This window comes from Streptomyces sp. NPDC048197 (genome assembly GCF_043202395.1).
In the GTDB taxonomy this organism is placed as follows: domain Bacteria; phylum Actinomycetota; class Actinomycetes; order Streptomycetales; family Streptomycetaceae; genus Streptomyces; species Streptomyces siderophoricus.
Genome location: NZ_JBIDAJ010000060.1, coordinates 1 through 21,209, shown reverse-complemented (window position 1 = coordinate 21,209; position 21,209 = coordinate 1). Strand labels below are relative to the sequence as shown.

Genomic DNA, 21,209 nt, shown 5'->3' with positions numbered 1-21,209 from the left:
ACGAAAAAACCACCCGTCACGTGGTGACGGGTGGTCGGGAGCGGACCGGCCGGGCGGGGACGGGCCGGCCGCCCGAGGTGCCGTGTGACGAACGGCTCAGCCGTGTCCGCCGAAGAGCGAGCGCCGCAGCCTGCGCAGCGGTGCGAACAGCGACACCCTGGCGCCGCGGCCGTTCCTCGTCCGCAGGTGGTCGCGCGCGGTGAGCTCCTGCATCAGCGAGGTCGCGCCTTCCGCCTCCCGCTGCGGGATGGCGGGGCCACCCAGCACCGCGAGGTGGCGGTCGAGGCGCGCACTGGACGCACCGCTCCCGCAATTGATCGCAGGGACTCTGGCCCTGCTACGCACTGTTATCTGTTCCATGACTCTCCCCACCCTTACGAGGGCACCCGGCCCGGGCAGGGTAACCCTATCTCTCTTGGAGGACACGCGTGCAGACCGGTCAACGGATTCACCTGCCTCGCCATGACGTTGACGCACACCATACGGAATGTCACCTAAAGGCCGTGTCCCAGGGGGAGTTGACGGTGCGGAAGTTTCCGGAGGGAGGGCTTCCGGGCGGCTGGCGGGCCGCCCGGTCCGCCGGGGAGAGACCGGGATCTCACGGACACTCCCCGGCGCCCGGGACGCGCCCCCGGGGTGCGGCTGTTCAGGCGGCGGAGCCGAACACCGGCAGATAGCCGCCGGAGTGGCCGGCGGAGGTCGGGTGGTAGGACTCGTCGACGGGATAGGTCACGCTGTGCAGCCAGGCGCTGCCGGAGCACAGCTCGTGGCCGGCGAAGGTGGTGTTGACGTCGGCGAAGGCGAAGCCGTGGTCGGCGGCGCGCTTGGCGATGACGCCGTTGATGTCGTCGGCCGCGGCGTCGATGGCGGTGCGGGACTTCTCGGAGAGGCCCGCGAAGCAGCTTCCGCCGATCTTGTAGAAGCGCGGGTACCCCAGGACCACCACGTGCGCGGCCGGGGCCTTCTGGGAGATGGCGCTGTACACGGTGTCGAGCTTGCCGGGGAGGGTGTTGTCGATGTACGTCCTGGCCTGCGCGACCCGGGCCAGGCAGGCGCTCTCGCCCTGGAGCGCACAGGTCGTCATGGTGTCGGCGAATCCGGCGTCGTTGCCGCCGATGGTGATGCTGACCAGGCCCGTGGAGCTGTTGAGCGGGCCGAGCTGTCCGCTGACAACATCACCCGTTCGGGCGCCGGAACAGGCGGTGAACTGGAAGGAGGAGGGGGAGTGCGCGGCGGCCCACAGGGCCGGGTACGCCTTGCTGCTGCGCTTGCAGGAGCCGCTGGCGCTGTCGTAACTGCCGGCCCCGACGCCCGAGGAGTAGGAGTCGCCGAGTGCCACGTAGCCGGTTGCGGTGGGGAGTTGGGCGGACGCGGCGGCGCTCGCGCCGGTGAGCGCGAGCGCCGTGGTGACGAAGAAGGCGGACGTCAAGGCCGCGAATCGGGACAGTCTCATGGAACCTCCCTTAGCAGGATCTCTGCCACATCCGTCGTAGCAAGACTCGCCGGTAACCGGAAGTGTCCATGCCAAAAGTTGTTTCATGTTCACGGTAAATGTGCTGATCCGGGCGGATGTTCACTGCCCTGCCCCTTGCCCCTGGCCCTCGCCGTGGTGTTCACGTCGGACCAGTGCGGGCACCACCGCCGCGGTGCCCGCCAGGAAGGCGGCCACGAGCAGGATCACCAGCGCCGGCCGGGTACCCAGGCCGAGCAGCGCGGCCCCGAGCAGACCGCCCGCGAACAACGCGCCCACCGAGAGCAGACGCCGGACCGCCGTCCGGCTGCCGTGTCCCGGCCGCTTGCCGTGCCCCAGCACCGAACCGCTGACCAGCGCCGTCATCGTGCGGGTCGCCACGGTGGTGGTGAGGTCGGGCGGGGCGGACCGCATGGCGGTGACGTTGCGCATGCCCATCGCCAGCGCCATCAGCCCGATGACCGCGTAGCGCCGGCCCGGTGGCAGTCCGGGGGCCGGATCCATCCCCCAGGCGACCGCCGCCGCGCCGGCCAGCAGGGCCGCCTCGCTGAACAGCCCGGCCGGGAACCACTGCTGCTCCCGCGCGGCCAGTCCGGACTCCCACCGGGCCCCGAGGGCCGCGCCCAGGGCGAAGGAGCCGAGCGAGACGGCCGTCGCCAGCACGGGCAGTCCGCCCTGGCCCGCCACACCGAAGCCGAGGAAGAGCAGATTGCCGGTCTGCATGGCGGCGAAGACCTGGCCGAGCGTCAGAAAGGTGATCGCGTCCACCACGCCGGTGGCCACGGTCAGACACACCATGACCACCGTCAGGGCGATTCCGCTCGGCGGCTCCACGGGCCCGGCTCCTTCCCGCGGGCACCTCACCTCGCGCTCTCACCCCCAGTCTCCGCGGGCCCGGTCCCCGGCCACGGTCATTGCGCCGTCTGTGGGCGGCCCGGCGGCCTCCTCCTGCCGCCCGGGTTGCGGTCGTTTCCGGCCTTCTTCATGCCTTGACGGTGCTCCGGGCGTTACGCGACATTGAGCCCGGCATCCGGCCGGGGGAGGACAGAGCCGCTCATGCAGACGGACACCATCCGGGGCGACGGCCCGTACGAGCCGTCCCCGCCCGTCGCACCGCCCGCGGCGCACGCACCGCCGGGCGGCGTGGTCCGGTCGCTGGCCCTGGGTGCCGCGGTCTCGGCCGGTGTGATGGGCGCGGTTCTGGCGCTCACCGGGCTCGATTCGCCGTTGCGCGCGCCGTTCACGCTCTTCTTCCTCCTGATGGCGCCGGCCGGGGCGCTCGCGGTGGCGCTCGGGCGGATGGATCCGCTCGCCCGGGCGGTGGTGGCCGGCGCCGGGGCGCTCGCCGTCGACCTGCTGGTGGCCCAGGCGATGCTGGCGCTGCATCTGTGGTCGGTGCGCGGCGGGGTGCTCGCCGTGGCCGCGTTCAGCGGGGTGCTGCTGCTGGGCTGCGCGGTACGGCGCCGGGCCGGCCGGGCGCGGGCACGCGGTACGGACTGACCGTACGGGCCGGCCGTACGGACGGAGGGGGAGCGCACGGACATGGAGATCACGGTGCACCGGCCCGGCGAGCTGACCGGGGCCGAACGCGACGCCTGGGCCGAGATGCAGGCCGGGGCGCGGGCGGCCGGGGCGCCGCAGCTGGCGAACCCGTTCCTCTCCCCCGCCTTCGCGCTGGCCGTCGGCCGCTGCCGGAGCGGCGTACGGATCGCGGTGCTGCGGGAGGACGGCCGCCCGGCCGGGTTCCTGCCCTTCCAGCGGTCCGCCCTCGGGGTGGGCCGGGCGGTCGGGCTGGGCCTGTCGGACGCGCAGGGGCTGGTGCACCGGCCGGGCCTGCGGTGGGACGCCCGGGAACTGCTCCGGGCCTGCGGGCTGTCGGTGCTGGAGTTCGACCACCTCGTGGCGGGCCAGGACGCCTTCGAAACCCGCTCGTTCGGGCGGTTCGCCTCGCCGGTCATCGATGTGGACCAGGGCTTCGAGGCGTATCTGGCCGGACTGCGGGCGCGGGCGCCGAAGTTCGCCCGGACCACCCTGGCCAAGGAGCGCCGGCTCGGCCGGGACGTCGGTCCGCTGCGCCACGTCCACGACGAGCGCGACCCGGCGGCACTGCGCACGCTGCTGCGGTGGAAGTCCGCGCAGTACCGCAGGACCGGCCGCGGCGACCGCTTCGCGCACCCCTGGATCGTGCGGCTGGTGCAGCAGTTGTTCCACACGCGCACGGAATCCTGCACCGGGCTGCTGTCCGTGCTGTACGCCGGTGAGCGGCCGGTCGCGGCACACTTCGGGCTGCGTTCCGATTCCGTCCTCGCCTGTTGGTTCCCGGCCTACGACCCGCAGTTCGCGAAGTATTCACCCGGACTCGTGCTGCATCTGGGCATGGCACGCGCGGCGGCCGCGGAGTCGCTCGGATATCTCGATCTGGGGCGCGGCGCGAAGGAATACAAGGATTCCTTCAAAACCCGTGAACTCACGGTGTCCGAGGGATGGGTGATGCGACGGCATCCGGCCGCACCGGTGCATTGGGCGCGGCGCGCGCCGGTGCGTGCGCTGCGCAATGCGGTGCTCGCCCGCCCCGAGTGGTTCGAGCCCGCGGACCGCCTGCTCAAGCAGGTCGGGCGGCTCCGGACCGGACGCTGATTCCGGCGCCCGTACGGCCCTTTCGGCCCGGTATTCCGCGGCCTTTCGTGCATATCCAAGAGGGCGTACGCCGGTGCATGAATACAGGCGTACATCAGTACGCAGTGGCCAATTGCCCTAAAGGGTATTTGACATGCAACGTCTTGCCTTAGAGTCCTCCTCGTCCATTCCGTCGCACTTCATTTCCGACGCACTTCCAGCCGTTCCGGACGAGGACCGCCGTGCTGTTCCGGGGGAGGAACAGCCGGCGGAGGCGTCCGGTGCGGTGCGCGGTGGGGGGTCTGGTGCATCTGGTCCTCGCCGGCCGACCGCGGTCGCCGGGGCCCGGTCACGAGCCGCGCTTTCGTGGTCACGCATATCGGCTCGCCCTGTCCGCACCGCGCGGGCCGGGGTGCGAACCCCCCTGTCGGACCCGGATATCAGCACGGACCGCCCGGGGGCGGGCGGTCCACCGGACGAGAGGGAAAGAAATCCCATGAGTGCGTTCCTTCGCCCGGCCGATGCGGACGATCCGCTGACGCTGCTGCCGGACCAGGCCGTCTACCGTCCCGTCTCCTCACACCTGGCCATCGCTCCGCCCGTCAGCGTCGTCATCCCGGCGATGAACGAGGCGGCGAACCTCCCGCACGTCTTCAAGACCCTCCCGGACTGGATCCACGAAGTGGTCCTGGTCGACGGGAACTCCACCGACGACACCGTCCGGGTCGCCCGCGAGCTCTGGCCGGGCGTCACCGTCGTACCGCAGCGCGGCAAGGGCAAGGGGGACGCGCTGATCAGCGGGTTCGCGGCATGCACCGGCGAGATCATCGTGATGGTCGACGCGGACGGCTCGGCCGACGGCGGCGAGATCGTCAGCTATGTCTCGGCGCTGGTGTCCGGCGCGGACTTCGCCAAGGGCTCACGCTTCGCCAACGGCGGCGGCACGGACGACATGACGTGGATCCGCCGGCTCGGCAACCGGCTGCTGACCGCCCTCGTCAACGCCAAATTCGGGGCGCGCTACACCGACCTGTGCTACGGCTACAACGCCTTCTGGCGCCGCTGCCTGGGTCAACTCGCCCTGGACTGCGCAGGGTTCGAGGTCGAGACGCTGATGAACATCCGGGTGGTCAAGGCCGGGCTGCGGGTGCAGGAGATCCCCAGTCACGAGTACCCCCGCATCCACGGCGACAGCAATCTGCGGGCGGTCCGCGACGGGCTGCGGGTGCTGAAGGTCATCGCCCGCGAACGGGCGGCCGGACGGAAACGGGTGCCCCGGCCGGCGCTGCTCACCGGGGAGGCCCGATGAGCCCCGGCAGACCGGTGGCCGGGCCGGCGGTGGGACCGGCGCTGCGGATCTCCGTCGTCATCTGTGTGCACACGGAGGACCGCTGGGACGACATCCTGGCCGCGGTGGCCTCGGTCCGCGGCCAGTCCCACCCCGCCCATGAGGTGCTGCTGGTGGTCGACCACCATGCGCGGCTGCTGGACCGGCTCCGGGAGCACTTCGGGGGCGCCCGCGCGGGCGCGCCCGCTCCCGGTGCGCCGCCGGTACCCGTGCTGATCATGGCCAATTCCGGCCCCCGCGGGCTGTCCGCGGGCCGGAACACCGGGATCGCCGCGGCGGACGGCGAGGTCATCGCGTTCCTCGACGACGACGCGGTCGCCGAGCGGGACTGGCTGCGCCACTTCGCCGCGGCCTACGCGGATCCGGCGGTGCTGGCGGTCGGCGGGCGCACCGAGCCGGTGTGGGCCGCCGGCCGCCGGCCGGTGTGGTTCCCCGAGGAGTTCGACTGGGTGGTGGGCTGCACGTACCGCGGTCTGCCGCCGGGGAAGGTGCGGGTGCGCAACGTGCTCGGCGGCAACGCCTCGTTCCGCAGGATCGCCTTCGACCTCGTCGGCGGGTTCCCGATAGGGATCGGGCGGGACGGTGACCGGCGGCCGCTCGGCTGCGAGGAGACCGAGCTGTGCATCCGGATCAGCCGCACCCTCCCGGACGCGGTGCTGCTGATCGACGACCGGGCGGTGATCCACCACCGGGTGCCGGCCGAGCGGCAGCGGTTCGGCTACTTCCGCCGCCGGGCGTACGCGGAGGGCCTGTCCAAGGCGCTGGTGACGCGGAGCGTCGGCGCCCGGGACGGGCTGGCGGCCGAGCGGCGCCACACCGCCCGGGTGCTGCCCGCAGGCGTGCTGCGCGGGCTGCGCGACACGCTGCTCGGACGCCCGGGCGGGGCCGGCCGGGCGGGCGCGATCCTGGCCGGCACGGCGGCCGCCGCGGCCGGCTACGCCCGGGGTGCCCTCCGCTCCCGTACGGCCTCAAGTACGCGACGTGACAAGGGAGTTGATACCTTCCCCGACGACGGCACGACCGCCGTGACCGCCGCGCACGAGGGAGCGGCGGTATGAGCGACGACCGCCCCCCGAGAGTGCCGATCCTCATGTACCACGCGGTGACCTTCGCCCCGACCCCGGCCGTACGGGCGCTCTCGGTCACCCCCGACGCGTTCGCCGGGCAGCTCGCCGCGCTCGCCGACGGCGGCTTCACCCCGCTGACGGCCGCCGCCCTCGCCACGGCCTGGCGGGGCGGCGGCCCGCTCCCGGACCGGCCGGTGCTGATCACCTTCGACGACGGCTACGAGGGCGTCCACCGCTACGCCCTGCCCGCCCTCGCCCGGTACGGCTTCCCGGCCACCCTCTTCCTCTCCACCGGCTGGCTGCGCGGCCCGTACGACACCGGGGACGCACCGGACACCATGCTCGACTGGCGGCAGGTGCGCGAACTGGCCGCGGCCGGCGTGGAGATCGGCGGGCACAGCCACGGCCACCCGCCGCTGGACGGCCTCGACGACCGCCGGCTGCGGCACGAGGTGCTGCGCTGCCGGGAGCTGATCGCCGAAGAGGTGGGCACGGCGCCGGAGTCCTTCGCGTATCCCTACGGCCACTCCGACCGGCGGGTGCGGGGCATGGTGCGCGGGCTCGGCTTCCGGCAGGCGCTCGCGGTCGGCAACGCGCTCGCGGCCCGCGCGCAGGGCCCGTACGCGCTGGCCCGGCTGACCGTGCGGCGCCGTACCGGGACCGAGGAGTTCGCCCGGCTCGTCGAGGGCCGCGGGCTGGTCCGCGCCTATGCCGCGGACCGGGTGCTCACCAAGGGGTACGCGCTGGTCCGCCGAGCCCGTCAGGTGGTGCGGCCGTGTCCGCCGGGCCCCTGACGCCGAGCCCGTCGTGGCCCCGCCGCGGCGGAAGAAGGAGCAGTCACGCCGGTGTCTGACACGACCACCCGGGCCGCGGAGCACACCGCCCCGGAACCGGGGGCGCGGGCGTCCGCCGGCCGCGCGCCGGGCAGTCCGCTGTTCCGCAACGCCTATGCGCTGATGCTGAACACCGGTGTCTCCGGTCTGCTCGGCCTGGGCTTCTGGCTGGTCGCGGCCCGCTGGTACACCGAGTCCGCGGTCGGTCAGGGGTCGGCGGCGATCGCCGCGATGAAACTCCTGGCGGGGCTGACGGCGGTGACCCTGACCGGTGCGCTGGCCCGTTTCCTCCCGGTCGCCGGCCACACCACGGGGCGGCTGGTGCGGCACACCTACCTCGGCAGTGCGGTCGTGGTGGCCCTCGCCGCCACCGCCTTCCTCCTCACCCTCGGCCTCTGGGGCCCCTCCTACCACTTCCTTAACGGCCCGGCGGCCGGCCTCGGCTTCGTCGTGGCGGTGGTGGCCTGGTCGGTGCTGACCCTCCAGGACGGGGTGCTGACCGGGCTGCGCAGCGCCTGCTGGGTCCCGGCCGGCAACCTCGCCTTCTCCACCGTGAAGCTGGGGCTGCTGGTCGCCCTCGCCGCCGCGTTCCCGACCGCCGGGGTCTTCGTGTCCTGGGTCGCGGCGATCGCGGTGTCGGTGCTGCCGCTGGGCTGGCTGGTCTTCCGGCGGCTGATCCCGCGCCACGTACGGGCCACCCACCGGACCGCCCGGCCGCCGTCGCCCGGCGAACTGGCCCGCTTCCTGGCCGGCGACTCCACCGGCTCGCTGTTCTCGCTCGCCGTCGTCTACCTCGTACCGGTGCTGGTCGCCTCGCAGGTCGGCGCGGCGGACAACGCGTACTTCTACGTCACCACCACCATCGGCGGCACGGTCAATCTGCTGGCCCTCAACATGGGCGCCTCGCTGACCGTGGAAGGCGCGCACGACCCGGCGGAGCTGGCCCGGCACACCCGGGCCGCGCTGCGCCGGATGACCCGCATCATGCTGCCGGTCTGCCTCGGCCTGTTCCTCTTCGCGCCGTGGATCCTGGGCGTCTTCGGCCCCGGGTACGCACGGGCGGCGACGCCGCTGCTGCGCTGGTACGCGGCCGGTGCCGCGCTGCGGGTCGTGATGGAGGTGCACTTCGCGGTGTTGCGCGCCCGGAGCCGCACGTCCGGACTCGCCGCCCTGCAGGGCCTGTTGTGCGTCCTGGTGCTCGGGCTGACCCTGCTGCTGCTGCCGCACCGGGGGCTGACCGGTGCCGGGATGGCCGAGGTCAGCAGCCTGACGGTGATCGTCGCGCTGGCCGCCCCGCGGCTCCGGCGGGTGCTGCGCGGCGGCACCGCCCCGGCGCCGGCGTGCCGGGTCCCCCCGGACGGTCGCGCCCCGGACGGCGATCTGGCGGACCTGGCGGCCTACGGGGACCTGGGCGACGGCGCGTACGGACTGCCGCGGGAGACCGCCGTGCACCGGGGGCCGCCGCAGCCCACCGCACCCCCGCCGCGCGCCCGGACCCGCCCCCGGCGGCGTACGGGCCGGGCGGCCACCGCCCTCGTCGTGCTCCTGGCGGCCACCGCCGTGGCCCTCTTCTGGCTGCCGCTGCGCGGCCTGGACGACACCGCCCTGGACCGGATGAACGGCCTCGGCCTGATCTCCGTCCTGCCCGGTGCGACCCTCGCCGGGGCGGCCCTCCTGGTGGCCGCGTTCGCCGCGGCGCTCCAACTCCCCCGGCAGCACCGGGCGCTGCTCGCGTCCCTCCTGCTGCTGACGGTGGTGGCGCTGCACGCCCTGCCCGCCGTACTGGAGGCCGAACCGCGCTTCCCCACCGCCTGGCAGCACCTGGGATTCCTGGATCACCTCTCCCGGACCGGGACGGCCGTACCGGACCTGGACGCGCGCTGGAGCTGGCCCGGTTTCTTCGCCGGGGCGCAGTTCCTCGCCGGCGCGTGCGGCGTCACCGACCTCACCGGACTCCTCCGCTGGTGGCCGCTCGCCCTCCAACTCCTGTATCTGGCACCGCTGTTCCTCCTGCTGAAGGCGGTACGGGCCGGATGGCGGGCGAAGTGGTGCGCGGCCTGGCTGTTCGTGCTGTGCGGCTGGGTCGGCCAGGACTACTTCTCACCCCAGGGGTTCACCTACCTCCTCCACCTCTGCTTCGTCGCGATCCTGCTGGTGTGGTTCCGTGCCCCGCCCCGGGCGGCGGGCCGCCGCCGCCCGGGCGAGGCCGCCGTCCTGCCGGCCGGCCCCGGTCGCCGGGGGATCCTGCTGGCCGTCCTCCTCGCCCTCTTCACCGCGTCCGTGACGGGCCATCAGCTCACCCCCTTCGTCATGCTGGGGGTGCTCACCGTCCTGGTGGTGGCCCGCCGCTGCACCCTGCCGGGGCTGCCGCTGCTGCTCGGGGCGCTGGTCGCCGGGTGGGTGGGGTTCCTGGCCGAGCCCTACTGGTCGGGCCACTTCGACGAGCTGTTCGGCGGTCTCGGCGGTGTCGGCGCCAACGTCAGCTCGTCCGTCACGGACCGGATCACCGGCGGCGACCCCACCCACCAGCTGGTCCTCCTGACCCGGGTGGCGCTGGCCGGCGGGGTGCTGGCGCTGGCCGGCTGCGGCGTACTGCGCCGGCGCGCGGCCGGCTTCACCGAGCGCTCCCTGCTGACCCTGACCGCCGTCCCGTTCCTGGCCTTCGGCCTGCAGTCGTACGGCGGCGAAATGGCCCTGCGGGTCTTCCTGTTCGCCCTGCCCGGTGCCTGCACGCTGGCCGCCCTCGCCCTCTTCCCGCTCGGTACGGCCGCCCGGCGCGGCGCCCTCGGTCCGCTCGCCGCGCTGCTGACCGGTCTGCTCCTGACCGCCGGCTTCCTCGTCGCCCGGTGGGGCAACGAGCCCTTCGAGCGGGTCCGGCCGGGCGAGGTGGCCGCCATGGACTACGTCTACGCGCACGACCGCCCGACGGTGCGGCTGCTGTGGCTGAGCAACGACCCGGTGGGCAGCGTCACCCCGGCGATGCCCTGGGGCGCCAAGGACATGGAGCGGGTGCAGTACGTACCGACGCTGGCGCCCCGCGACCCGGCCGCGGTGGCGTCATTGGTCACCGCCCTCCGGAAGGCCGGTCCGCAGTCGTATCTGATCGTCAATCACGGGCAGGCGGAGTCACTGCGGCTGGACTCGGCGTACCCGCGGGGCTGGGAGCAGCGGCTGCGCACCGCCCTCGACCGCCGCCCCGTCCTCCGGCGGGTGCTCGGCAACCCGCACGCCGCGCTCTACGCCCTCGCGCAGCGCCCGCCGGGCCCGGTGCCCGCTCCCCACCCGGGTCCGGCCGGCCCCCGGGTGACCTGGACGCCCTGGTCGGTGCTGGGCGCGCTGTCCCTGCTCGCCCTGCTGGCGGTGCTCACCCTGCGCGAACTGCTCCGCGTGACGGCGCCCTCCCCCACTGTCCGGCAGCACCGGCGGGTCCAGGCGCTCTTCTGGTTCGCGATGCCCCTGCTGGTGACGTTCCTGGCGTCGCTGGTCCAGCGTTTCCTGACGATGTCGTAGGCAGCACTCACTGCGTGAGGGAGATCCACCGCACCCCGTACCCGTCCACCACCCGCTCCTTTCCGCCCACGCGCGCCGACCCCGGCCGCTCCGCGGTGTTCACCAGCAGCGCTGTCCGCCCGTCGCTCAGCCCCAGGATGCCGACGCTGCCGGTGGCCATTTCCCGGGGTTGTGCGTCCGGCGGAAAGGCCCGGGAAAACCGCGCCAGCAGGCTCCACATGGGCAATTCCCGCCCACCGTCCGCCGATTCGGTACTGCTCCACAGACACCCCGGGCAGTCCTGCCCGCCCTGCCCCTTTCCGTCCCCCTCCGGATTCCAGTAGAAGCCGCTGGTCGCGCCGCCCTCCGCCATCTCGATCAGCGCGACGGCCTGTGCGGCGACCCGTTTGCGCTCGCTCCAGCCGCGCCGCCCGCCCTTCTCGTCCGCGACTTCGACGTACCACTCCGCCCACCACAGCGGCAGCCCGGTCCTGTTCCGCAGCCACCGTCCCACCTCGGCGAACTTGCGGGCGGCGGTGAAGACACCGGGGGCGTACCGGTCGTCCTTGCTGTAGCTGGACCCGTCGACGACCACGAAATCCGCCCCGGCCTTGTGCCGGTTCCAGTAGGCGAAGGCGTCCAGCGTGCGCTGGTCGATATGGCCCCAGGCGCCCTTGAGCGCCGACGGGTACCGGTCGTCGCCCGGCACATAGCTGTCCATCACCAGATAGGGCCCGCCCACCTGGTTGCGCTCGTCGACCTTCTTCAGCTCCTGGTAGACGAGGTTGTACAGCCGGGTGTAATTCTCGGCGTCCCACCGTCCCTTGGCGTCGTCGAAGAACCCCTTGAATTCGTTCCAGACGACGAAATGCCGGATCTCCGGATAGCGTCGGGCGACCTTTCCGGCGAGCGCCGCGAAATCCGCGAAGTGCTCCGGTTCCGGGGCCTTCTCCAGCCGGCTCCAGTCCGTCCGGCCGGGCGTCCCGCCCTTCATCCAGTCCGGCGCGCAGCACAGCGTCAGTACGGGCGTGCCGCCGGTGCGCCGGATCAGCGCCATCCGCCGGTCCAGGTCGTCGAAGGCGTACCGTCCGGGGCTCGGTTCCGGGTTTCCCGCGCCCCAGCCCATGAGGTGCTGGTTCTGTGCCATCGGCTGCCCGGCGAGCAGGTGGGCCGCCCGTTCCGCCGCCGCGTCCGCGCCCCGGTCCGCGCTGAACTGGGTGTGCGTGAAACCCCACCCGACCGCCGGCCCGGCCGCCCGTGCCCGCGCCGGCCCCTTGGCGTCCCGCTGAACGCCCCCCGGCGCGCTCCACAGGACGAACAGCAGCCCCACGCCCAGCACCACCGCCCCGGCCACGATCATCCAGGCCGTACCCTGACGTTCCCCACCACGACGTAGCACACGGGCAGATTAGCGAGCCAACTGCCCAGTACGTGCTGTTTCGGGGCAAGGGGTGGGGGCTTCCCGAGGCGATCCGGAGTTCCACTTCCTCCCTGGGACGGCTGGGACGGCATCGTCGGGCGGCCGGTCGGAAACGCTGAGCGACGCAGGGCACGCACGGTGCCGCTGCCGGTCGTTCGAGGAGGTTCCGATGAACCGACGCCTGTTCCGCAACGGTGTGGTCGCCCTGGTGGCGGCTCTCGCGATGGTCCCCGCGGTGGCGGTGGCCGACTCCGGTCCGTGCCGCCATCCCGGGCGGCATACGGACGCGGTCCACCACGGCAGTGGTGTGCCGGTGGTGGCGGGCCGTCATGTCCGTTATGCGCAGGGGGAGGTGGTGACTCCGCCCGGTGTGCCGCTGAACGTCCGCTCGGGGCCGGGTGTCAGGTACCGGGTGATCGATGCGCTGCGTTCGGGGAGCGTGCACGGGCTGCGGTGCACGACGACCGGCAGCCGCGTGCACGGCAACCCGTACTGGTACAAGCTCGCGCACCGGCCGGGCTATGTCTCCGCGCACCACGTCCATGCGTTCGGCACCGTGCCGTGGTGCTGAACGCCGTGGTGCTGAATGCCGTGGTGCTGCTGTCCGTAGCGCTGATCCCGTCACGGCGGGCGCCGCGCGGGTAGCGGCGTCCGGATGACCTCCGGCCGCCCGCCCGTGCACGGCGGTGGGCGGGCGAGCGGCCGGACCGATTGCCTGGAGGCTTGATGAGCACGGACTTCTCCGCGGCGGGGCCGGGGCGCCGAGCGGTTCTCGGGTGGCTCGGCGGTGCTGCGGTCGCGGGTGCGGTCGCCGGCACGGTCGTTCCGGGGCAGCGGGCCCTCGCGGCGGCCGGTCGGTCGCGGAGCGCGGCGGGGCGGGTGGGGGCGCCGCCGGACCGGGCGCTGCCCGCACTGGCCGCGGCGGGGCGGCAGTTCCTCGCCGGGCGGCTGCGGCACACCACCGTGCTGCAGTCGTTCGTCTTCGACGAGCGCCGGGGGCACGTCTATGCGCTGCAGGTGGTGGCGGGCGGCGTCCGGTTGGCGGGCGAGCGGGCGGCCGTCTCGCACGCGGCGCGGGTCCGGCGGGGCGATCTGTGCCTGAACCGGCTGCAGCTGGACGGGTCGCCGGCCGGGTACATGTATCTGAAGGGCTTCGGGCACGGGGGTTCGATCGGCCTGGAGGAGTCCTGGGACGGCGTCACGCTGTGGACCGAGTGGGACGCCAACCCCGCTTCCGGGTACGGCCGCGGGCTGTGCCGCTTCCGGTTCACGGACGGGCGGGTGCTGTCGCGGACCGCCGCCGGCCTGCGGACCTACCGGCCGCTCACCGGCTCCACCAGCAACTCCCCCGCCGTCGACCCGGTCCACCGGCGCCTGCTGCTGCGGTACAAGAGGAGGGGAGTACCGCATTTCGCGCTGCACGATCTCGACCGGTTCCGGGCCGGGTGGTTCCGGCCGCTGATCACCTTCGCCCAGCCCGGGGCCCACCTCGGGCTGCCCTTCCAGGGGATGGCCCTGCACGGCATATCCGCGTACCAGTTGCTCGGCAGCGCGTACGGCGTGGGCAATCCGCCGTCCTCGGGCGGCAACGCCCGCCTCTACCGCATCGATCTGCGCACCGGCAGGGCGGTGTGGCAGCAGATCGACCGGACGGCGGCGGAGTTGGTCCCGCGCGAGCCGGAGGGGCTGGCCGTATGGCGGGGCGGCGAGGCCGGCCTGCCGCGGCTGTGTCTGGGCTTCACCGAGGGCCCGGCGGGCGGCCGTAGCTTCCGCCTGTACGAAAAAGCGCTCAACTGACCTTTACCTCCCTTTCCGCACGGTGTGTCATCAACCACTGGTCATGGGTACACATTCCGCCATCCAGGAGGAATCAGACGCCCCGGGCAACCGGTTGGGGCCTCTGCGGGGGAACCACTGCCGCATCACCGGCAGGGCGGTAAGGGAGGCGCACATGGTGTCCCGCTGGCGGCCGCTGCCCGACACACTCGATCCGGCCGGGCAGCTCCTGGCCCAGGAGCTGCGCGTACTCAAGGAGCGGACCGGGCTGAGCCTGGACGGGCTGGCCCGGAAGACGCCGTACAGCAAGTCCGCCTGGCACCGCTACCTCAACGGCGAGAAGCTGCCGCCGCGTGCCGCGGTCGAGGCGCTGGGCCGGGTGGCCGGGGCGGACCAGCTCCGGCTGCTGGGGCTGTACGAAGCGGCGCACCGGGCCCGTACGGCACCGGCACCGGTACCCGCCGGGAACGCGCCGGCCACCACGGAGTTCGGGCCGCCGGCGCCGGCGACCGGCCCGGCGCGGCGGAAACTCCGCGGCGCCGCCGTCCTGATGGCCCTGACGGCCGTGCTGGCCACCGTAGGAGCGGCGGCCTCGATCGCGAGCATCCCCGCGCACGCGGTACGGGCCGAGTGGACGGCGCCCGACACCTGCCACGGCCACCGGTGCCAGGGCCGCTATCCGAGACGGTTCGGCTGCCACCGCGACGCCCGGGCCCAGAGCACGATCACGGACGCCACCTACACCGTGCGGCTGCTGTTCAGCCCGGCCTGCGGCACGGTCTGGTCGGAGGTGCGGCCGCGTTCCGGCGGCGCGGAGAAGGTGTCGATCTGGGTGGGCCGCGACGCCCGGCTCACCTCGCATCCGGGCGGCCGCGCGGGACGCGCCGTCAGCCCGATGCTGGCCACCGAGGACCTGCACAGCGCGGTGGCCTGCGCCCGGGTGGGCGACCGGGTCGCCTGCACCGGCGCCCTCGAACTGAGGACCCCGGCCCGTCCCGGCCCCGACCACGACCTGCCGGACCCCACCTTCCTGCTCCACGCGGCCCGCTGAGCCGCTTCGAGGTGGGGGCGGGCGCTCAACGAACCATCGCCAGGACCAGGAACACCGTTCCCGCGACGGCGGCGAGCCCCGCCCCCAGCCCGAAGGCCCACACCTTGTTGTTCTCGCCGCGGAGCAGTTCCTCCTCGGACTTGACCGACATGACGAAGACCCCGCCCTCGGCCGGCGCGCCGACCGCCAGCCGGCCGTCCCCGTCGGCGGCCTCGCCGTGCACGTAGAACCGGCTGCCGGGCCGGACGACCCACTCCTCGCGCCGGTACCCGATCGTCCCGTCGCCGCCCCCGAGGTCGAGGCTCAGCGGCCCGATCTGCAGGCGCCTGCCGCCTGTCCCGGTGTGCGGGTCGAACCGGTCGAGCACCTTCTCCGCGCCGACGACCTCGTGCTCCCCGGGGCGGATCACCATGCTTCCGGTCGCGTCCGTCACGAAGAACGCGGTGGAGCTGGAGTGCTCGGACAGCACATCGGTACCCGTCCGGCGCCTCCGGTTGCCGCTGCCGTCGCGGTAGACCTCCTCGTACTTGCGCGTGATCCGGTGTTTGTGCCACACGCAGTCCACGCCCTCCAGCTCGGACCGCAGCGCACCGTCCTTGTGCGGTCGGGCCTGGCCCACGACCTCACAGCGGTACCGGAAGTGCCCGGCCCCGGCGGCCTCCGCGGCCGCTTCGTGCAACGCCCGCAGATCCGCCACCGGCAGGGTCTCGGTGCTCTCCATGGCCCGCGCCCGTGCGTGCGCCACCCGCACCGCGTACGCGCAGAGCACCGCAACGACCAACCCGCCCAAACCTATCCAGACCACTCCGAACCCTCGCTTCGCCCGCCCGCCCCCCTCCGACCGCGCGACCCTATCCGGGGCGTCGGGGGACGGGGCAAGCGGCCGGCGACGGTCCGCGGCCCTCGCCGTCGGGCGCGCCGGCCGGGCGTCCCGTCAGCGCTCCCGTCCCCGTGGCTTCAGGACCACCGGGGGCAGGTCGGGGGCCGGGAGGCGGGGGCCGGCGTAGCCGTGGACGGTGCCGAAGCGGGTGGTGTCCATCCAGTCGGTGCGGGCCTCGGCGATCTCCTCGTGGCTGCGGCCGACGAAGTTCCACCACATCACGATCTGCTCCTCGAACGGTACGCCGCCCAGGAGCAGCAGGCTGCTGTCGGAGTGGGCGCGGAGCGGAAGGTCGGTGCGGCCGCAGCCGAGGTAGAGGAGGGCGCCGGGGGCGAGGCGGACGCCGTCGACCTCGGTTTCGCCGGAGATGGTCAGGGCCGCGTACTCGAAGTCGGGGTCGAGGGGGAGGCGGGTGTCCGTGGTGGCGGCGAGGGTGAGGTCGGCGCCGACGAGGGGCGAGTAGGTGGTGCCCGGGGACGCCGCGCCGTCCAGTTCGCCGAGGATGACGGTGGCGGTGAGGCCGCCGTTGCCGCCGGTGACCCGCGGCAGGTCGGTGTGGTGCTCGAAGTGCGCCGCGGTGTGGCGGTGTTCGCCGGGGAGGGCGACCCACAGCTGGGCGCCGTGCAGCAGCGGGCCGTGGCCGCCCGGGGATTCCTCGGAGTGGGCGATGGCCCCGCCGGACGTCATCAGGCCGAGTTCGCGCGGGCGGATGGTCCGCAGGCTGCCCACGCTGTCGCGGTGCAGCACCTCGCCCGCGTGCAGCCAGCTGACGGTCTGCAGGCCCATGTGCGGGTGCGGCGGCACCTGCATACCGGGCTGGTCGACGATGTCGTCGGGGCCGTAGTGGTCGACGAAGCACCAGGCGCCGATCATCCGCCGGCCGAGGTTGGGCAGCAGCCGGCGGACGACGGTGCTCTCGCCGAGCGGCACCTGTTTCCCCGGCTGGAGGTCGCGGACCGGGCCGGTGCGGCCGGTGCCCCCGCACAGACTCGGCGCGGGTCTGGTATCGAGGTTGCTCATGGCGTCACGATAGGCCGGGTGCGGGGGCGGGCGGCGGCAGGCACGAGGTGCCCGGGTGCGGCGGCCCGGACGGACCGGCGCGCGGCAGGGCTCAGGCGTAGAGGCCTCGCAGGCGCACGGAGAGGCAGGTGACGCAGCCCTCCAGTTTCTCGAACTCGGAGATGTCCACGGGGACGGGCCGGTAGCCGAGGTCGGTGAAGAGGGCGGCGGAGCCCGGGGCGCCGGCGGACATCAGGAGGGCGTCGCCGCCGAGGTGGACGACATGCGCGCCGGCCTCCTCGGGGACGGGCAGGAAGCGGGGGAAGGCGGCCGGGTCGTCGACCAGCGGCGGGTGGCCGATGACGGTGCCGTCGGGGAGTGCGGTCACCGCGGACTTGAGGTGCAGCACCCGGCTGACCGGTACGGCGATCACGCGGGCGCCCAACGGCTCGAAGGCGGCGCGGAGTTGGCGCACCCCTTCGGCGTTGGTGCGGCCGCCGCGGCCCACGTAGACCGTGTCCCCGATCTTCAGGACGTCGCCGCCGTCCAGGGTGCCGGGCGACCGGATCGCGTTGACGGAGCAGCCGAGCGCCTCGACGGCCTCCCGGGCGGCCGCTGTTTCGGGCCTGCGGGGGTCGGCACCGGGGCGGGCGAGCAGTGCGACGTTGCGGAACATGACCATGGTGTCCTCGACGAACACCGCGTCGGGGCAGTCATCGGCGGGTGCCACCTCGGTGGTCCGCCAGCCGTGGTCCCGCAGGGCCTGGACGTAGCCCTCCCACTGGCGCAGGGCGCGCGCGGGGTCGACCGGGCGCCGGGCGATGTGGGTGACCAGACCCTCGGCGAGGCGCGGGCCGGGGCGGCGGACGAGGGCCTGTTTGCTGGGCATGGGGGTGGCGGTCCTTTCGGGAGGGCCGGTGCGGATTGCCGTGATTGCCGTGGGGGCCGGGCATGCTCGGGCCCCGTGGTCGTGCCCGTCAGTCGTCGGCTCCATACGTGGCGCGCAGGGCGTCCTCGACGGCGGTGCGGGCGGCGCGCCGGTCCAGGCCGAGGCGCTGGACGCGCCGGGCGTAGCTCTCGGCGGCCGCGGCGGCCTCCTTGTCCGCGGCCTCGCCGGCCGCCGCGACGAAGCTGCCGTTGCGGCCGCGGGTCTCGATCACACCGTCGGTCTCCAGGGCGCGGTACGCCTTGGCGACGGTGTTGGCGGCCAGGCCGAGGTCCTCGGCGAGGCCGCGGACGGTGGGGAGCTTGTAGCCGACCGGCAGCGTGCCCTCCCGGGCCTGGTCCGCGATCTGGGTGCGGACCTGCTCGAAGGGCGCGACGGCCGAGGCCTGGTCGATGGTGATGCTCACGGTCTGGGGGGACACGGGGGCGCTCCTGGTGGTGCCGTGATGTGTTTGTGGCACCCATTGTGCGCCAGGAGCGCCCGGCCTGCCGGGAGCTCGGCAGGGGCGGTGCGGGCGGGAGGCCCGTAGGGGGCAGGCTCCCCGGGGCCGGCCAGGGCGCTTCTGACGGATCTCCGTGGGGGAAGGAGCGGCGCCCGGTGCGTGCGATCGCAAGGCGCCGGGATGTCTTCACAGCGGAGCCATGGGGGCATTTCGGCAACGCCGCGAGCGTGCGTCCCAGGCGCCGCGACGTCGCGGAGATCCGTCAGAAGCGCCCTAGACCTCCAGTGTGGTGCCCGTGGTCCGCAGCCAGGCGTTCATGCCGAGGGCCAGTTCGGCGCCGGGGCGGATGTCCTGGGTCGCGCCGTCGGCGGTGACCTCGGCGAGCGTGCCGGGGTCCAGCAACGGCCGGACGGGGGCGTCGTGGTCGGCGGCCAGCGCTCTCAGTTCGGCGCGCAGCGCCTCGCCGTAGCGGGGGTCCTGGGTGCTGGGGTACGGGCTCTTGACGCGGTCGGCGACCACGTCGGGCAGGACGTCGCGGGTGGCGGCGCGCAGCAGCGACTTCTCCCGGCCGTCGAAGGTCTTCAGCGACCAGGGGGTGTTGAAGACGTAGTCGACGAGGCGGTGGTCGCAGAACGGAACCCGGACCTCCAGGCCGACGGCCATACTGGCGCGGTCCTTGCGGTCGAGGAGGATCTGCACGAAGCGGGTGAGGTGGAGGTAGCTGATCTCGCGCATCCGGCGCTGGTGGCCGGTGTCGCCGTCGAGGTACGGCACTTCGGCGAGCGCCTCGCGGTAGCGGCGGGCCTCGTAGCCGGGCAGGTCGAGCTTGGCGAGCAGTCCGGCGTCGAGCAGCGCCTCGCGGACCGCGGTGCCGCCGGCGAAGCGGCCGGAGAGGCCCGCGGCGATCCAGGGGAAGGTGTCGGCGTGCACGGCCGCGGGGTCGTGGAACCAGCGGTAGCCGCCGAAGACCTCGTCCGCGGACTCGCCGGACAGGGCGACCGTGGACTGTTCGCGGACGGCCTTGAACAGCAGGTAGAGCGAGGTGTCGCCGTCTCCGAAGCCGTTGGGCAGGTCGCGGGCGGCGAGCACCGCGGCGCGGTGGCCGGGGTCCATCAGGGCGGTGGTGTCCAGGACGATGTCGTGGTGGTCGGACCCGACGTGCGTGGCGAGGGCGTGCGCGTACGGCCCGTCGGGGGTGCCGCGCAGATCGTCGGGCCGGAAGTTCTCGGTGTAGCCGGTGAAGTCCACGGCGAACGAGCGCACCGGGCCGCGGCCGGCTTCCGCCAGCGCTCCGGCGGAGAGCGCGGTGATGGCGGAGGAGTCCAGTCCGCCGGAGAGCAGGGTGCACAACGGTACGTCGGCGATCAGCTGGCGGGCGACGATGTCGTCGAGCAGTTCGCGGATGTGCGCGACGGTGGCGGCCCGGTCGTCGGTGTGCTCGCGGGCTTCGAGGGCCCAGTAGCGGCGGACGGTCAGGCCGCCCCGGCGGACCCGGACGAGGTGGCCGGGGCGGACCTCGTGCATGCCCTTGTAGACGGCGTGGCCGGGGGTCTTGGTGAAGGTGATCAGCTCGGCGAGGCCCTCGGCGTCGACGACGGGCCGGACGTCGGGGTGGGCCAGGATCGCCTTGGGCTCGGAGCCGAACAGCACGCCGTCGGGGGTGGGGTGGTAGTAGAGCGGCTTGATGCCCATCCGGTCGCGGACCAGCAGGAGTTCCTCGGTGCGCGGGTCCCAGAGCGCGAACGCGTACATGCCGTTGAGGCGGTCGGCGAACGCCTCGCCCCATTCGAGGTAGGCGTGCAGCACCACTTCGGTGTCACTGCTGGTGCGGAAGGAGTGACCCGCCCGCTCCAGTTCGGTGCGCAGTTCGCGGTAGTTGTAGACCTCGCCGCTGTACGTCGTGACGAGCACGGTACGGCCGTCGTGGTCGACGGGCATGGGCTGCTTACCGCCGTCGATGTCGATGACGGCGAGCCGGCGGTGGCCCAGGGCGGCGTGGGCGCCGAGCCAGATCCCGGCGGCGTCCGGGCCGCGGCAGGCCATGGTCTCCGTCATCGCTTCGACGGTGGGGCGCTGGGTGGTGAGGTCGTTGTCGTAGGCGATCCATCCGGTGATTCCGCACATCGTGGCGGCTCCTCCTTCGTGGGCGGCCGGCCACCGCACTCCACCGACGGCCGGCACGATCACCGTACGCGCAGATAGATGTACCCACCACCGACTCGCCGACCGAACCGCCCCGATCGAGCCATGCGCTGCGCTTGGCTTTCCGCCCACGTGCTCGGCTGCAGCGCCGTGGGGGTTGCGGTTGCGCTTTGCGGCGCCTCCCACGTGCCCGTCTGTCCCGCCGCGGGGCTTGCTCGGCGTTGCGCGCTTGGCGGCGCCTCCCACGTACCCGTCTGTCCCGCCGTCGGGCTTGGTCGCCGTTGCGCGCTTGGCGGCGCCCCGCACGTACCTGTCTGTCCCGCCGCGGGGCTCCGTCGCCGTTGCGCCTGCGGCGGGCTGGGTGGGTGTCGGGTGCGGTTCTGGCCCTCCAGACTTCGTCCTCCGGTCCAGCCCCTCCCGTGAGTGGGAGGGGTGAGCTGGGTGGGGGCGGGCGTCGTCTCAGAAGTACCTCACGTCGTGGGCAGCGGGAATACCTCCCCTGCCCGTTGGGTTGAGGCCCTGCAGGGGGCGCGCGCGACCCTTACGGGTTCTGTTCGACCGTCCCCTACGGGTCCCAACGACCCCTTGCATCCCCAACGCCCACCCCCACCCACCCCAATCCCACCCCCCAACGGGAGGGGACGGGCCGGAGGGGGCGGGGGTTTGGGGGGTAAACCAAACCCTCCCCAAAACCCGCCCCCCCGGCCCCGCACCCCACCCACCCCACAC

Annotated in this window: 18 protein-coding genes; 9 read left to right on the top strand and 9 right to left on the bottom strand. The window is 73.6% G+C overall.

Annotation, left to right across the window (positions count from 1 at the left end; all coding sequences use genetic code 11):
- Positions 1-96: 96 nt before the first annotated feature.
- The 3 genes from ACGF4C_RS38065 to ACGF4C_RS38055 all read right to left on the bottom strand — a co-directional run bounded on the left by ACGF4C_RS38065 (position 97) and on the right by ACGF4C_RS38055 (position 2,305).
- On the bottom strand, positions 97-360 hold the full coding sequence (locus ACGF4C_RS38065) for a hypothetical protein (RefSeq protein ID WP_030415749.1): 264 nt from the start codon (positions 358-360) through the stop codon (positions 97-99).
- A gap of 286 nt (positions 361-646) precedes the next feature.
- On the bottom strand, positions 647-1,453 hold the full coding sequence (locus ACGF4C_RS38060; protein ID WP_393573035.1) for an SGNH/GDSL hydrolase family protein: 807 nt from the start codon (positions 1,451-1,453) through the stop codon (positions 647-649).
- Positions 1,454-1,573: 120 nt separating this feature from the next.
- Complete coding sequence (locus ACGF4C_RS38055) at positions 1,574-2,305, bottom strand: YoaK family protein (RefSeq protein WP_393573033.1); 732 nt, start codon at positions 2,303-2,305, stop codon at positions 1,574-1,576.
- 222 nt (positions 2,306-2,527) lie between these two features.
- Between ACGF4C_RS38055 and ACGF4C_RS38050 the strand changes: the two genes are divergently transcribed.
- From ACGF4C_RS38050 to ACGF4C_RS38025, 6 genes are all read left to right on the top strand, one after another.
- Positions 2,528-2,971 (top strand): hypothetical protein, encoded by a 444-nt coding sequence (locus tag ACGF4C_RS38050; protein WP_393573031.1) that lies wholly within the window; start codon positions 2,528-2,530, stop codon positions 2,969-2,971.
- A gap of 42 nt (positions 2,972-3,013) precedes the next feature.
- Positions 3,014-4,108 carry a GNAT family N-acetyltransferase gene (locus ACGF4C_RS38045; RefSeq protein ID WP_393573029.1) on the top strand — a complete coding sequence of 365 codons (1,095 nt, stop codon included), beginning with the start codon at positions 3,014-3,016 and terminating at the stop codon, positions 4,106-4,108.
- Positions 4,109-4,583: 475 nt separating this feature from the next.
- Positions 4,584-5,396 (top strand): glycosyltransferase family 2 protein, encoded by an 813-nt coding sequence (locus ACGF4C_RS38040; protein WP_393573027.1) that lies wholly within the window; start codon positions 4,584-4,586, stop codon positions 5,394-5,396.
- Positions 5,393-6,493, top strand: coding sequence for a glycosyltransferase family 2 protein (locus ACGF4C_RS38035; protein ID WP_393573025.1), 1,101 nt, complete (start codon positions 5,393-5,395; stop codon positions 6,491-6,493). Before ACGF4C_RS38040 ends, ACGF4C_RS38035 begins: the two co-directional genes overlap by 4 nt.
- Entirely contained in the window at positions 6,490-7,296 is an 807-nt protein-coding gene (locus ACGF4C_RS38030; protein ID WP_393573024.1) for a polysaccharide deacetylase family protein, read from the top strand. The genes ACGF4C_RS38035 and ACGF4C_RS38030 overlap by 4 nt, the downstream gene beginning before the upstream one ends.
- Positions 7,297-7,347: 51 nt before the next feature.
- The gene (locus ACGF4C_RS38025) at positions 7,348-10,845 is read left to right on the top strand and encodes a lipopolysaccharide biosynthesis protein (protein ID WP_393573022.1); all 3,498 of its coding nucleotides are present in this window, start codon (positions 7,348-7,350) and stop codon (positions 10,843-10,845) included.
- Positions 10,846-10,852: 7 nt separating this feature from the next.
- On the opposite strand, the gene ACGF4C_RS38020 is transcribed toward ACGF4C_RS38025, so the two are convergent.
- Positions 10,853-12,184 carry a xylan 1,4-beta-xylosidase gene (locus ACGF4C_RS38020; protein WP_393573020.1) on the bottom strand — a complete coding sequence of 444 codons (1,332 nt, stop codon included), beginning with the start codon at positions 12,182-12,184 and terminating at the stop codon, positions 10,853-10,855.
- 229 nt (positions 12,185-12,413) lie between these two features.
- On the opposite strand from ACGF4C_RS38020, the gene ACGF4C_RS38015 reads away from it, so the two are divergent.
- The 3 genes from ACGF4C_RS38015 (at position 12,414) to ACGF4C_RS38005 (ending at position 15,071) form a co-directional block, all read left to right on the top strand.
- Entirely contained in the window at positions 12,414-12,815 is a 402-nt protein-coding gene (locus ACGF4C_RS38015; RefSeq protein ID WP_393573018.1) for an SH3 domain-containing protein, read from the top strand.
- A gap of 155 nt (positions 12,816-12,970) precedes the next feature.
- A complete protein-coding gene (locus tag ACGF4C_RS38010; protein ID WP_393573016.1) occupies positions 12,971-14,041 on the top strand; it encodes a teichoic acid biosynthesis protein C in 1,071 nt (356 codons plus the stop codon).
- Between the two features lie 154 nt (positions 14,042-14,195).
- A complete protein-coding gene (locus tag ACGF4C_RS38005; protein WP_393573014.1) occupies positions 14,196-15,071 on the top strand; it encodes a helix-turn-helix domain-containing protein in 876 nt (291 codons plus the stop codon).
- A gap of 25 nt (positions 15,072-15,096) precedes the next feature.
- Here ACGF4C_RS38005 and ACGF4C_RS38000 read toward each other — a convergent pair whose 3' ends face one another.
- The 5 genes from ACGF4C_RS38000 to asnB form a co-directional block, all read right to left on the bottom strand.
- Positions 15,097-15,792 (bottom strand): GIDE domain-containing protein, encoded by a 696-nt coding sequence (locus ACGF4C_RS38000; RefSeq protein ID WP_393573012.1) that lies wholly within the window; start codon positions 15,790-15,792, stop codon positions 15,097-15,099.
- Positions 15,793-16,005: 213 nt separating this feature from the next.
- The gene (locus ACGF4C_RS37995; RefSeq protein ID WP_393573010.1) at positions 16,006-16,971 is read right to left on the bottom strand and encodes a pirin family protein; all 966 of its coding nucleotides are present in this window, start codon (positions 16,969-16,971) and stop codon (positions 16,006-16,008) included.
- Positions 16,972-17,062: 91 nt separating this feature from the next.
- Positions 17,063-17,839: a dimethylargininase gene (gene ddaH, locus ACGF4C_RS37990; RefSeq protein WP_393573008.1), complete on the bottom strand. Its 777-nt coding sequence runs from the start codon at positions 17,837-17,839 to the stop codon at positions 17,063-17,065.
- Between the two features lie 88 nt (positions 17,840-17,927).
- Positions 17,928-18,317: a GntR family transcriptional regulator gene (locus ACGF4C_RS37985; RefSeq protein WP_393573006.1), complete on the bottom strand. Its 390-nt coding sequence runs from the start codon at positions 18,315-18,317 to the stop codon at positions 17,928-17,930.
- 294 nt (positions 18,318-18,611) lie between these two features.
- A complete protein-coding gene (gene asnB / locus ACGF4C_RS37980) occupies positions 18,612-20,462 on the bottom strand; it encodes an asparagine synthase (glutamine-hydrolyzing) (RefSeq protein ID WP_393573004.1) in 1,851 nt (616 codons plus the stop codon).
- Positions 20,463-21,209 lie beyond the last annotated feature (747 nt).